The following is a 12876-nucleotide window of genomic DNA, read 5'->3' as shown; positions in this document are numbered from 1 at the left end:
GCCTGCTTCCTCCTCCGAGCAGCCGGTGTCCCGTCCGCGCCGCGGTCCGGCGCCGACCGATCCTGCCCACGACCGGGTCGGCGTCGGGCCACCAGACCCACCCGCCCCGGCGCGCTCACGCGCTCCGGGCCGGTCCCGCCCTCCGCTGTGGCGAGGGGGTCCGGTTGGACGCGTGAGGTGGGGGCACTCGGCAGCGGCCGGTCGCACGACCGGCCTTGCGTACCCCTGGAGGCGCTCGTGGCCGTTCGTCACCGCCTGATCAATGCCCGTCCCGACGACGTGTGGCAGGTCCTGGCCGACGGCGCAGCCTACCCGCGCTGGGTGGTGGGGCCGTCCGGCGCCGAACCGGTGCGCGGGCAGTGGCCGCAGCAGGACGCGGCGATCCGCTACGAGATCCCGCTCGGCCCGCTGCGCCTGTCCAACGAGACGATCGTGCGCCGCTGCGAGGAGGGCACCGCACTGGAGCTGGAGGCCCACGCGGGCCCGCTGGGCACGGCGCGCATCGCGATCGAACTGCGGCCGTGGGGCGACGGATGCCTGGTCATCGTCGACGAGCACCCCCTGCAAGGCGCCGGCGGGATGCTGCACAACGCGGGCTTCGAGGTCCTGATCCAGCTGCGGCACCGCGCCATGCTCGCCCGCCTCGCCAAGCTATGCGAGGCCCGGGCCCGGGGCGAGGAGCACGGCGGCGCGGGCGACCTGGCCGGCGCCTCCACCGCACACGGGCCGGGTCATGCCTGACGCGGTGGTGATCGGGGCCGGACCCAACGGGCTGGTCGCCGCCAACGTCCTGGCCGACGCCGGGTGGAGTGTGCACGTCCTGGAGGAGCAGCCGGAGCCGGGCGGCGCCGTGCGCCACGACCGGGGTGTGGACCCGCACTTCGTGAACGACCTGTTCAGCTCCTTCTACCCGCTCGCCGCCGCGTCCCCCGTTCTGGCCGGGCTGCGGCTGCACGAACACGGACTGCGCTGGAGCCATGCGCCCAGCGTCGTCGCCCATCCGCTCACCGACGGCAGCTGCGCCGTCCTGGACCGCGACCTCGACGCCACCGCCGAGTCCCTGGACGGCTTCGCGCCGGGCGACGGGGCCGCCTGGCGCCGTCTGCACGACCTGTGGGAAAGCCTGCAGCCCGACCTGCTGAACGCCCTGTTCACCCCCTTCCCGCCGGTGCGCGCCACAGCCCGGCTCGCCCTCCGGCTCCGGGCGGCCGGCGGCGTGCGGACGGCCCGCTCCCTGGTGCTGCCGGTGCGCCGGATGGGGGAGGAGGAGTTCCGCGGCGAGGGCGGCCGGCTGCTGCTGGCCGGCAACGCGCTGCACGCCGACCTCGCCCCCGAGTCGGCCGGCAGCGGGGGATTCGGCTGGCTGATGGCCATGCTGGGCCAGAGTCACGGCTTTCCCGTCCCCGTCGGCGGCTCCGGTGCCCTGACCCGGGCCCTCGTCGCGCGACTGCGGGCACGCGGCGGCCAGGTGCACTGTGGACGACGCGTCACACAGGTCGTCGTACGCGACGGACGGGCCGTCGGCGTACGCACCGCGCACGGCGAGAGCGTCGCGGCGCGCCGGGCGGTGCTGGCGGACGTGTCGGTGCCCGCGCTGTACGGGGAACTGGTCGCCGCCGAGCATCTGCCCGCACAGCTCATGAGCGACCTGAAGCGCTTCCAGTGGGACTTCGCCACCTTCAAGGTGGACTGGGCCCTCGACGGCCCCGTCCCCTGGGCGGCGGAGCAGGCCACACGGGCCGGGACGGTGCACCTGGCGGACGGAGTGGACGAACTCACCCGGTTCGCCGCACAGATCGCCATGCGGCAGGTCCCGGACCGCCCCTTCCTGCTGTTCGGCCAGATGACCACCTCGGACGCCACCCGCTCCCCGCGCGGCACCGAGTCCGCGTGGGCGTACACCCACATCCCCCACGACATCCGCGCCGACGCCGGCGACGAGGGGATCACCGGGCAGTGGAACGCCAAGGAGCAGGAACTCATGGCCGACCGCATGGAACGCCAGGTGGAACGCTTCGCACCGGGCTTCCGCTCGCTGATCCGCGCGCGGCGCGTCCTGGCGCCCCCGACGCTGCAGTCGCTCGACGGCAACCTGGTCGGCGGCGCCATCAACGGTGGCACCACCGCCCTCCACCAGCAGCTCCTCTTCCGTCCCGTGCCCGGCACCGGACGCCCCGAGACCCCCGTCCCGGGCCTGTACCTGGCCTCCTCCGGAGCCCACCCGGGCGGCGGTGTGCACGGTGCCCCCGGCGCCAACGCGGCGCGCGCCGCACTGCGCCGTCACCTCCCCCCGGGCCGCGCCGGACTGCAGCGGCTCCTCGCCCGCCGTGACCGCACCGGCGCCAGACGCTGACCGTCCGCCCCGACGCCTGCGGCCCGTTCCCGTGGAGGAACACATGAACGAACACCCGGACGGCCCCGACGGCCACCACCGCCGCCCCGACGGGCTCAGCGACAAGACCGTCGAGGCCCTCGGCGCGCTGTCCAAGGCGCTGGAGACGACCGAGCGGGCCCGCGGCCGTCTGTACGACTTCCACCAGCTGACCGGCACCGCCGACTTCCAGCTGGACCGCGCCGTGGAACTCCTGCACGAAGCGGGCCACCCGGAGTGGGCGGAGAAGGTCCGCGCCGAGATCCTGGGCCGCAACGTCATCCCCGGACACTGGACGTTCCAGATCGTCGAGGCCTACAACGCCACCTACTACCGGCCCTTCCAGGAGCTCGAGGCGAGCGCCGTGCAGGAACTCGCGCAGGGCCGCGACCACTTGCTGGAGGCGGAGCTGAAAGAGGAACGCCGCACACCCGGCCACCCGCACCACACGGCACGGCCGCCCGAGCCGGAGTGACGGTTCCGGCAGACCCGGGCGGTCCTCGGCAGAGCCGTCTCGGGCCCGGCCCCGCCGCCGTACCGGCTCGGCCGCATCCGGGTGAGCCCGTGGTCGCGAAGCACTGGCGGGAGGCCTCGCACCAGCCGGGAAGGGAAGGTCACCGATGGACAGCAGCCCGCTCGCCGGCCGGACCGTGGTGGTGACCGGAGCCGCCCGGGGGCTCGGCGCGGCCCTGGCGCGCGAGGCCGCCCTGCGGGGCGCCCGGGTCGCCGCGCTCGGCCATGAGCGGGACGCCCTGGAGGCGCTCGCGGCGTCCCTGCCCGGCCCGGCGCTCGCCCTGGAGGCCGACGTCACCGACCCGGAGGCGCTCGCGGAGGCCGCCCGCACCGTACGCGCCCGTCTCGGTCCGGCCTCGGTCGTCATCGCGAACGCCGGGATCGCCGAGGGCGGCCCGTTCCTCGCCTCGGACCCGCTGACCTGGCGGCGTGTGGTCGAGGTGAACCTCGTCGGCAGCGCGTACACCGCCCGCGCCTTCCTGCCCGACCTGCTGGCCACGGCCGGCCACCACCTCCAGGTGGCGTCCCTCGCCTCGCTCGGCGCGGCGCCCCTGATGAGCGCCTACTGCGCGGCCAAGGCCGGCGCGGAGGCCTTCGCCCACAGCCTGCGCGCCGAGGTCGCCCACCACGGCATCAGCGTGGGCATCGCCTACCTCAACTGGCTCGACACCGACATGGTGCGCGACGCCGACCGGTACGCCGTCCTGCGCGAACTGCGTGCGCACATGCCGCCGCCCGCCCGCCGCGTGTACAGCGCCCAGGCGGCCGCCGTGCGGCTGACCCGGGCCGTGGAGCGCCGCCGTACCGCCGTCTACCTGCCGGGCTGGCTGCGCCTGGTGCAGCCGGTGCGCGCCGCCCTGCCACCCGTCGTGATGCGGGTGGCCCGGCACGAACTGCCCCGGCTGGAGGCCGAGGCAGCATTCCAGGACACCGGCCCGCTCGGCGCGGGCGGCCTGGCCGACCGCGCGGCACACCGGCCGGGCGGCTGACCCCTGCGACACCTCGGTGAAAGGAACGCCATGGCACGCCGCACCAGCAAGAAGTCCGACGACCGTCTCGACAAGGGCGACGAGGTCACCTGGAAGAGTCACGGCAGCACCACGGAAGGCACGGTGGAACGCGAGATCACCGGCCGCACGAAAGCCGCCGGCCGCACGGTGGACGCCTCCCCGGACGACCCGCAGTACGAGGTGCGCAGCGAGAAGTCCGGCAGAACGGCGGTCCACAAGCCGTCCGCGCTGCACAAGAAGAAGTGAACCAGGACCCCGGCCGTGCAGACGTTCCTCACCCGCCCCGGGTTCCGGCAGTCGGCCCACGACCTCGACCGGCGCCGGCTCGGCAAACAGCGCGTCGAGGCCCTCCAGGTCCTGCGCGGCCTGACGGTGCCCGGCTACGGCTGGCGCCGCCACCCGGCCGTACGGATGTGGACCGGGTACGAGGAAGCGCTGGTCCGGTACGGCCTGGAGGTCTGCCGGGTGTGGCGGGAGCTGGGTCACCAGGACAGCTGCGCGGCCTCCCTGGTCGCCGGTTTCGCCGCGCAGCACCCCGGCGCCCCGGTGCGTGACCAGGAGGACCTGGCCCGGGCCGGAGAGCTGCCGCCATGGCTGGGGGACGCCGCCTTCCACCGCAGTCACCAGTCTGCCCTCGTGCGCAAGGCCCCCGAGTTCTACGCCGACCGCTTCCCCGGCGTACCCGACGACCTGCCGTACGTGTGGCCGGCCTCGGACCGTGAGGCGCCGGCCGGCTCGTGAGGCACCGGCCGGCTGAGGAGCCGTCCACGCCGTCACCCGACCGCCGCCGGCCGCGGGCGCATCCGCCCCGGGGTGAGCCAGCGTAGAGATCGCACAGACACCTGCGACGGCGACCGGCAGAGGCGGGCTCATGCGCGACGACCACCCCACCACGACCGAGAACGGGACGTCGGGCCGTGAACCGCTCGTCTGCCTGGTGACCGGTGCCAGCGGCTACATCGGCGGCCGGCTCGTCCCGGAGCTGCTGGCCGCGGGCCACCGGGTGCGCTGCCTGGTCCGCACGCCCCGCAAGCTGCGCGACCATCCGTGGGCGGACCAGGTGGAGATCGTCCCCGGCGACGTCACCGACGCCGGCTCCGTGGCGGCGGCGATGCAGGGCGTGGACGTCGCCTACTACCTGGTGCACGCGCTCGGCAGCGGCCGTGACTTCGAGGACACCGACCGGGCCGCGGCCGGTGTCTTCGGCGAGCAGGCCCGCCGGGCCGGAGTACGCCGCCTCGTGTACCTCGGCGGACTGACCCCGCAAGGCGTCCCCGCGGCACGTCTCTCCCCGCATCTGCGCTCCCGTGACGAGGTCGGCCGCATCCTCCTCGGCTCGGGGGTGCCGACCGCCGTCCTGCGCGCCGCCGTCATCATCGGCTCGGGATCGGCCAGTTTCGAGATGCTGCGGTACCTGACCGAGCGGCTGCCGGTCATGGTCACACCACGCTGGGTGCACACCCGTATCCAGCCCATCGCCGTACGGGACGTGCTGCGCATCCTGGTGGGCTGCGCCGGACTGCCGCAGGACGTCAGCCGCACCTTCGACATCGGCGGACCCGACGTCCTCACCTACCTGGAGATGATGCAGGGGTACGCGGCCGTCGCCGGACTGCCCCGCAGGCTCGTCGTCCCGGTGCCCGTGCTCACGCCCGGCCTGTCCAGTCACTGGGTCGGCCTGGTCACTCCCGTGCCCGCCTCCATCGCGCGCCCGCTGACGGAGTCGCTGCGCCACGAGGTGGTCTGCGGCGAGAACGACATCGAGCGGTACGTCCCCAGCCCGGCCGGTCACCCCCTCGGGTTCGACCGGGCCGTCGCCCTGGCCCTGGAAAGGGTGCGCGAGGCGCAGGTCAGCACCCGCTGGTCGTCGGCCGCGGTGCCCGGCGCGCCCAGCGACCCGCTTCCCACCGACCCGGACTGGGCCGGCGGCAGCCTCTACACCGACGTACGGGAACGCGCCGCGGACGTGGCGCCCGACGCGCTGTGGCGGGTCGTCGAGGGCATCGGCGGGGAGAACGGCTGGTACTCCTTCCCGCTGGCCTGGGCGGTGCGCGGCTGGCTCGACCGTCTCGTCGGCGGCGTCGGGCTGCGCCGGGGACGGCGGGACGCTCGGCGGCTGCGCGTGGGCGACTCGCTGGACTTCTGGCGGGTCGAGGAGATCGAGCGGGGCCGGCTGCTGCGGCTGCGCGCCGAGATGCGGCTGCCCGGCCTCGCCTGGCTCGAGATGAGCGTGGAGGGCGACGGCGGCGGCCCCGTCCGGTACCGGCAGCGGGCGCTGTTCCACCCGCACGGGCTGCTCGGCCACCTCTACTGGTGGAGCGTGTCGCCCTTCCACGCGGTCGTCTTCGGCGGCATGGCCCGCAACATCGTCCGCGCCGCGGGCCGCGCCCGCCAGGAAGAGGAGCGGTCCGCCCGCACCCCGGCGCGCCACGGCCCCGCCCCCGCATCCACATCCGCCGCTGGGCCGGAAGACAGCTACGACCGCCGTCGCCCACCGCAGGGGAGCTGACACCCATGCACGTCTCGGTCGTCCTGTTCACCTCCGACCTGCGCCTGCACGACCACCCGCCGCTGCGGGCCGCGCTGGAGGCCGCCGACGCGGTCGTCCCGCTCTTCGTGCGCGACCGGGCGGTGGCCGCCGCCGGGTTCGGCGCGCCCAACCGCAGCGCCTTCCTCGCCGACTGCCTGGCCGACCTGGACGCCTCCCTGCGCGAGCGCGGCGGACGGCTCGTCGTGCGCTCCGGCGACGTGGTGGAGGAGGTGTGCCGCACCGTGACCGAGGCGGACGCCGACGAGGTGCACATGGCGGCGGCGCACAGCGCCTTCGCCACCCGCCGTGAGGACCGGCTGCGCCGCGCCCTGGAGGCGGACGGCCGCCGCCTGTTCGTGCACGACGCGGTCACCGTGGCCGTGCCGCCCGGCGAGGTGACCCCGTCCTCGTCGGACCACTTCGCCGTCTTCACGCCGTACCACCGGCAGTGGTCGCAGGTGCGGCTGCGGGCGGTCGCCCCCGCCCCGCGCCGCGTGCCGGTCCCCGACCAGGTGCACGGCGAGCCGCTGCCCGCACGCGCCGAGGTGGCCGGTGTCTCGCCCGCGCTGGCGCGCGGCGGCGAGAGCGAGGGCCGCAAGCGGGTGGCCGCCTATTGGCGGCGCGGCCTGGACGCCTACGACGACACCCGGGACGACCTGGCCGCCGACACCACCTCCCGGCTCTCCGCCCATCTGCACTTCGGCACCCTGTCCGCGGTGGAACTGGTCCACCGCGCGCACCGCCGCGGCGGGCCCGGCGCCGAGGCGCTGGTACGGCAGCTCGCCTGGCGGGACTTCCACCGCCAGGTGCTCGCCGCCCGTCCTGCCGCCGCCCGCGCCGACTACCGCACCAAGCACGACCGCTGGCGCTCCCGGCGCACCGCGCGGGCCGACATCGAGGCGTGGCAGGAGGGCCGCACCGGCTTCCCGGTGATCGACGCGGCGATGCGGCAGCTGCGTCACGAGGGCTGGATGCACAACCGGGCCCGGCTGCTCACCGCGAGCTTCCTCGCCAAGACGCTGTACGTCGACTGGCGCATCGGGGCCGACCACTTCCTGCACTGGCTGGTCGACGGCGACGTGGCCAACAACCAGCTCAACTGGCAGTGGATGGCCGGCACCGGCACCGACACCCGGCCGAACCGGGTCCTCAACCCCGTCACCCAGGCCAAGCGGTACGACCCCGACGGGACCTACGTCCGGCGCTGGGTGCCCGAACTCGGCGGGCTGGACGCCCCGGCACTGCACGAGCCGTGGAAGCTCCCCGCCTCCGAGCGAGCGGCCCTCGACTACCCCGCCCCGGTGGTGCAGTTGGCCGAGGGCCTCGAACGGTTCCGCCGAGCCCGCGGCAGCGACGACCGGGCCGCGCCTTACGCGGGCCGGCGGTGAGGCGGGCGGTCGGTCTGACGGCGCTTGGCGGAGTCGCGGTGGGCGGGCGCTCGTCCCCTGCCGTTGCCTGGCGCTGCCGCGGCGGGGCGAGCAGCCGCTGTGACGGGCGCATGGGCCTGCGGCGGTGGGGCGAGCAGCCGCTGTGACGGGTGTATGGCCCCGCCGCGGTTGGCGTGCAGCCGTCCTGACAGGCACCTGTCCCGCTGCGATGAGCGGGCGCCGTCACCCTGCCGGAACCCCGCCCCGCCGCTCTCCCCTCGCCCGGGACCGGTGTACGCCGCTGTCGTCGGCGTAGAGGCGGCTGAGCGTTTCGACGGCGTCCCGCAGTCCGGAACTGCGGGGGAAGCCGGCGGACGCCCGCCGGTCCCAGCCCGGTCCGACCGGCAGCACCACGGGCCGCCTGCGCGCACCCGCCGCCCCCCATTCGAGTCCGGCGAGGTGCCGGGCCAGCGGCATGGAAGCGGTGGAGCGGGTCTGCGACCACAGGACGATCGCGGCCGCGCCGGTGCGCCGCACGCACGCCAGCAGGGCCTCCGCCGGCACCGCGGCGCCCAGCATCCGGGTCGGCACGCCGCGCTCGCCCAGGGCGGCGACCAGCGCCTCCAGGGCCAGCGAGTGCTGTTCGCCGGGCGTACAGGCGAGCACGACGGGCGGGGATCCGGAGTGGGGTTCGGTGCGCGGCAGCAGCAGGGGAGCCGTGCGCAGGGTGCTGGAGATGTGCCAGGACAGCAGGTGTTCGACCTCCACATAGCGGTCGCCGGACGACTCCCATTTGCGGCCCACGGCACGCAGCGTCGGCACCATCACCTCCTCCCAGGCCACCACCAGGCCGTGCTGTACGACGCTGTCCGCCAGCCGGCGTTCCAGTTCCGGCGCGTCCAGCCGCACCGCGGCACGGGCCAGGCCGCGGCACTCCTGACGCACGTCGCCGAGCGGCAGCCCGCTTCCGGGGCCGCCGGGCCGGGCGGCAGCGGGGGAGGGGAGCGGCGGAGTGCTGTCCGGCGCGGCCGCCGGGCCGGCGGGGGGCGCGGCGGCCGCAGTCACGGTGCCGTCCTCGGCGAAACGCAGCCGGGCCACCCGCGCCGCCTCGGCCGGCGGGGCGCCCGCCGCCGTCAGCCGGCACATCTCCTCCACCATCGCGATGTCCCGGGGCGTCCAGCGGCGGTGCGTGCCCTGGCCGCGCACGGCCGGACCGAGTCCGTAGCGCCGGTCCCAGGAACGCAGGGTGGTCGGGGACACGCCGAGCCGGCGGGCGAGGGCCCCGGTCGTCACGCCCGCGACCGTGGACGTCCCGTCCTCGTGGCCGGTCCCGGCACCGACCGGGTTCCTGATGTCGCCGGACAGAACGGCCCCCTCTCGTGCGAGCTGCGTGGGCGGACGGGTTGCGCGCGGGCCCCGGCTCCGCTGCTTCCGGTGCGCTATCGATGCAAGTTGTTCCCATGGTCCCCGTAGCCGCAGTGTGAAGCAAGACCCGGGGCTCCCGCCCGCGGCTTCGCACAGGAGGCTCGACATGAACCGGCTCCCCTCCACGCCCGGCTCGACCGCGCTGCTCGAATCCGGCGACCGGGACGCCGGCGACGCCTGGACGCTGCTGCACCGGCAGTGGTCGGGGCTCGTCCACGGTCTGGCCCGGCAGGCGCTCGGAGATCCCCGGGAGGCAGAGGACGTGACCCAGCAGGTGTTCACCGCGGCCTGGCGCGGGCGCGACGGCTACGCCCCGGAGCGCGGATCCTTCCCCGCCTGGCTGGTCGGCATCACGCGGCGCAAGGTGGCGGACGCCCTCGCCGCCCGGACACGGCGGGCGGAACTGGTCGCAGCGGCGGCAGGCCGGGCTCCGGCGCCGCAGGACCGGGCCGGCGACGACCCGGAGGCCGCACTGGACCGTCTGGTCGTCGGGCGGGCCCTGGAACGGCTCAGCGAACCGCAGCGCCGCGTCCTGCGGCTCGCCTTCTACCAGGACCTGACCCAGACCCAGATCGCCCGCGTCACCGGCTGGCCGCTGGGGACGGTCAAGAGCCACACGCGGCGCGGCCTGGACCGCTTGCGCCGGAGCTTGCTGGAGGAGGGGGTGTCGGCCGGCTGACGGGGACGCTCCTTATCGATGCCGATCGACACAAATCGACACGAATCGATGCATGATCGATGCGTGATCGATGCGTCCGTGCGGCGGGCATCGCGGACCGCGCGCCCGCATGAGCCGACGAGCGTGAAAGTCCCTCAAGAGCAAACGGTTCCATATCTGGACAAAGTCGTCGTCGGTTACATAGCTTGAGTGCCACCTCTGCCGGGTGCACGACGTACGACACCCCCGGACGGCCCGTGCAGCCGCACGGTTGCCGGTCGCCGCCGGGCGACCCGCCATGGGGAGGACCCCGTGAACTGGCTCGACCTTGCCGAATGCCGCTTCGAGGACCCCGAACTCTTCTTCCCGCTCACCGAGGACGGGGCGTCCCTGCCCCAGATAGAACGGGCCCTGCGGGTCTGTCACCGCTGCCCCGTCATCCGGGAGTGCCGCACCTCCGCGGTACGGCACGGCGAGAGCGACGGCGTGTGGGGAGGGCTGACGGCCGGCCAACGCAAGGCGCTCTCCGCGAGGACGGCGGCCCGGCAGGCCCGCGGCTTCGGTGACACCGGCTGACGCCGGCGTCAGCCGCCGGCCGGCGGGTCCTGCGCCCGGTTCATCAGCGAGTGGCGCCACCGCGTGTCGGCGCTCCTCCGCGACCCCAGCCATTGCTCCAGCTCGGACGGCGACAACTCCTCGGGCGGCGTCGCGCGGCCACCCCTGCACGACGTACGGTTGGCGGTCAGCGAGCCGACGAGGCGCCATGGACCCGGGGGCCGCACGGAGAAGCCGAGGGAGCCGTCACATGGCAGGGCCCAAGCACACGGAGCAGGCGGGTGCGTCGCCGAGACCTGCGGTCCCGGCCGAGCTGGTCGCACAGCTCGATGCCATCGGGACCGGCGCCTACGTCGTGGACGCGGAGGGCTGCATCGTCGCCGCCAACGCGCGCGCCGCGGGCCTGCTCGCCCTGCCGGTGGAACGTCTCATAGGCAGGGACGCGCATGACCTCCTCCACCGCGACCTGCACGGGCAGCCGATCGCCAGGACGCAGTGCGCCATGCGGCACGCATTTCTCGCAGGGCGCCCGGCGCAGGCGGAGCGCGACTACTTCGCCCGCGGGGACGGCGTCCTGCTGCCGATCGGCTGGCACATCACGCCGTACTACCTCGGCCAGGAGCTCACCGGAACCCTGGTCCTGTTTCACCCCGCGGGCCGCACCGTGGCGAGCGCGTCACCGGCGCAGGGGGCCGGCCAGTCCCTGTCGGAGCTGGAACGACTGGCGCTGCTCGCCGAGACCACCACCCGGCTGACCTCCACCCTCGACGTCGACGAGGCGCTGGAGCGGTTGGTGGAGCTGGTCGTGCCCCGGTTGGGCGACTGGGCCGTGATCGACCTGATCACCGAACGCGACGAGGTGTGGCGCAGCACGGTGGTGCACGCCGACGGCGACCGCCTGACCCATCTCGAAGAGCTCCAGGGGCCGATGCCGCCCGTTCCCGAGGAGTCGCCCATGCCGTTGTCCCGGGCTCTGCGCGGCGTTTCCTCCACCGTCGCCGGCCCGCACACCTACCAGGGCGAGCCGGACTCCGGTATCGCGGTCGAGCAGCGCCGCCTGTTCGAGGCCACCGGAATGCACTCCGCCGCCATCGCGCCCATCCGCAGCACCCGCGAGGTCCTGGGCGCCCTGACTCTCGGCAGGGCGGCCAATCCGCTGCCCCTCACCACCGCCGACCTGTCGCTGCTGGAGGACATCGCGCGCCGTGCCGGGCTCGCCCTGGACAACGCGCGGCTGTACCAGCGCCAGCGCAAGGTCGCCGAGACGATGCAGAAGCACCTGCTGCCCCAGATGCCGCAGGTGCCGCATCTGCGGATGACCGTCCGTTATCTGCCCGCCCCGCACGCCTCGCAGGTCGGCGGCGACTGGTACGACGCCTTCCCGCTGTCGGACGGGGCCACCGCCCTGGCGATCGGGGACGTCGTGGGCCACGACCTGGAGGCCGCGGCGGGCATGGCGCAGGTGCGCAACATGCTCCGCGCCTACGCCTGGTCCCAGCAGGAACCCCCTAGCCGGGTGGTGCAACGGCTGGACCGGGCGGTCCAGCACATCACCGAGGTCACCATGGCCACCCTGCTCTTCGCCCGGCTCGAACGGGCAGACGCCGGCCACTGGCTGCTGACCTGGACCAACGCCGGCCACCCGCCGCCCCTGCTGCTGAGCCGCGACGGCGTGGCCGACTACCTCACCGACGCGCACGGCATCCTGCTGGGCACCACCGGCGCCCCCCGGCGCGCCGACGCCACGGTGACCATCCCGCCCGGCAGCACCCTGGTGATGTACACCGACGGTCTGATCGAGGAGCGTGGCCACTCGCTCGACGAGGGGCTCCAGCGCCTGCGCCGGCACGCCGCCGCCCTCGCCCACCGCCCGCTCGACTCCTTCACCGACCAGCTGCTGCGCCGCGTCCGCCCGGCCGACAACGACGACGACGTCGCCCTCCTGGCGCTGCGCATCCCCCTGCACGGCGAGGACGATCCGATGTGGACGGCGCACCGCCACTCGGGTGAGTGATCCACCGGGTGCCGACGGGGCGTGCGGCGACGTCAGGCTTGCGCCTGTGGTGCGTACCGATCTGGAGACTCGCCCGCGGGACACCTGCACGCGGTCGATCGGGGGGCCCTCGTCGGCGGTTACACCGCCCAGCAGTACGACACCCAGCGCACCGCCGCACACGACCGTACCGTGATCGTCCCCGTCGTCCTGGGGATCATCCTCGTCATCCCGCTCGCCTTCCTCGCGCAGATCGCCTTCATCGTCGCCTTCGGTGTCCTCCTCGACACGCTCGTGGTGCGCTCACTCCACGTGCCCGCCCTGGTCCGGGACATCGGCGCCGCCGTCTGGTGGCCCAGCCGGCTCCGCCACGAACAGGCTCCGCAACCGGGTGACCTCGCGCCGGTCGTGCAACCGATGGACGCCCACGGGGGGAAGAGGCGGTGACAGGGTC

The 12876-nt window shown here is 74.8% G+C and carries 12 protein-coding genes and 1 pseudogene; 12 read left to right on the top strand and 1 reads right to left on the bottom strand.

Annotation, left to right across the window (positions count from 1 at the left end):
- Positions 1-237 precede the first annotated feature (237 nt).
- The 8 genes from ACZ64A_RS24250 (at position 238) to ACZ64A_RS24215 (ending at position 7812) form a co-directional block, all read left to right on the top strand.
- Positions 238-741 carry an SRPBCC family protein gene (locus ACZ64A_RS24250; RefSeq protein WP_469813023.1) on the top strand — a complete coding sequence of 168 codons (504 nt, stop codon included), beginning with the start codon at positions 238-240 and terminating at the stop codon, positions 739-741.
- The gene (locus ACZ64A_RS24245) at positions 734-2353 is read left to right on the top strand and encodes a phytoene desaturase family protein (RefSeq protein WP_469813021.1); all 1620 of its coding nucleotides are present in this window, start codon (positions 734-736) and stop codon (positions 2351-2353) included. Before ACZ64A_RS24250 ends, ACZ64A_RS24245 begins: the two co-directional genes overlap by 8 nt.
- A gap of 43 nt (positions 2354-2396) precedes the next feature.
- Complete coding sequence (locus tag ACZ64A_RS24240; RefSeq protein WP_469813019.1) at positions 2397-2846, top strand: hypothetical protein; 450 nt, start codon at positions 2397-2399, stop codon at positions 2844-2846.
- A gap of 145 nt (positions 2847-2991) precedes the next feature.
- On the top strand, positions 2992-3873 hold the full coding sequence (locus ACZ64A_RS24235) for an SDR family oxidoreductase (protein WP_469813018.1): 882 nt from the start codon (positions 2992-2994) through the stop codon (positions 3871-3873).
- Positions 3874-3903: 30 nt separating this feature from the next.
- Positions 3904-4140 (top strand): hypervirulence associated TUDOR domain-containing protein, encoded by a 237-nt coding sequence (locus ACZ64A_RS24230; RefSeq protein WP_469813016.1) that lies wholly within the window; start codon positions 3904-3906, stop codon positions 4138-4140.
- 15 nt (positions 4141-4155) lie between these two features.
- Positions 4156-4635 carry an MSMEG_6728 family protein gene (locus ACZ64A_RS24225; RefSeq protein WP_469813014.1) on the top strand — a complete coding sequence of 160 codons (480 nt, stop codon included), beginning with the start codon at positions 4156-4158 and terminating at the stop codon, positions 4633-4635.
- A 130-nt stretch (positions 4636-4765) separates the two neighbouring features.
- Positions 4766-6403, top strand: a complete 1638-nt coding sequence (locus tag ACZ64A_RS24220) for an SDR family oxidoreductase (RefSeq protein ID WP_469813013.1) — start codon at positions 4766-4768, stop codon at positions 6401-6403.
- 5 nt (positions 6404-6408) lie between these two features.
- Positions 6409-7812, top strand: coding sequence for a cryptochrome/photolyase family protein (locus ACZ64A_RS24215; protein ID WP_469813011.1), 1404 nt, complete (start codon positions 6409-6411; stop codon positions 7810-7812).
- A gap of 222 nt (positions 7813-8034) precedes the next feature.
- Here the strand turns inward: ACZ64A_RS24215 and ACZ64A_RS24210 are convergent, their stop codons facing one another.
- The gene (locus ACZ64A_RS24210; RefSeq protein ID WP_469813010.1) at positions 8035-9084 is read right to left on the bottom strand and encodes a MerR family transcriptional regulator; all 1050 of its coding nucleotides are present in this window, start codon (positions 9082-9084) and stop codon (positions 8035-8037) included.
- 238 nt (positions 9085-9322) lie between these two features.
- Here ACZ64A_RS24210 and ACZ64A_RS24205 point away from each other — a divergent pair, with 238 nt between their 5' ends.
- The 4 genes and pseudogenes from ACZ64A_RS24205 to ACZ64A_RS24190 all read left to right on the top strand — a co-directional run.
- Complete coding sequence (locus tag ACZ64A_RS24205; protein WP_469813009.1) at positions 9323-9895, top strand: sigma-70 family RNA polymerase sigma factor; 573 nt, start codon at positions 9323-9325, stop codon at positions 9893-9895.
- 291 nt (positions 9896-10186) lie between these two features.
- Complete coding sequence (locus tag ACZ64A_RS24200; protein ID WP_469813007.1) at positions 10187-10450, top strand: WhiB family transcriptional regulator; 264 nt, start codon at positions 10187-10189, stop codon at positions 10448-10450.
- Between the two features lie 229 nt (positions 10451-10679).
- Positions 10680-12443, top strand: a complete 1764-nt coding sequence (locus ACZ64A_RS24195) for a PP2C family protein-serine/threonine phosphatase (protein WP_469813005.1) — start codon at positions 10680-10682, stop codon at positions 12441-12443.
- Positions 12444-12527: 84 nt separating this feature from the next.
- A pseudogene (locus ACZ64A_RS24190) lies at positions 12528-12869 on the top strand (MMPL family transporter); the annotation flags it as partial.
- Positions 12870-12876: the final 7 nt, after the last annotated feature.

This window comes from Streptomyces sp. NPDC104814 (assembly GCF_055583185.1).
The sequence above is the reverse complement of the archived record's forward strand: the minus strand, read 5'-3'. Positions and strand labels throughout refer to the sequence as shown.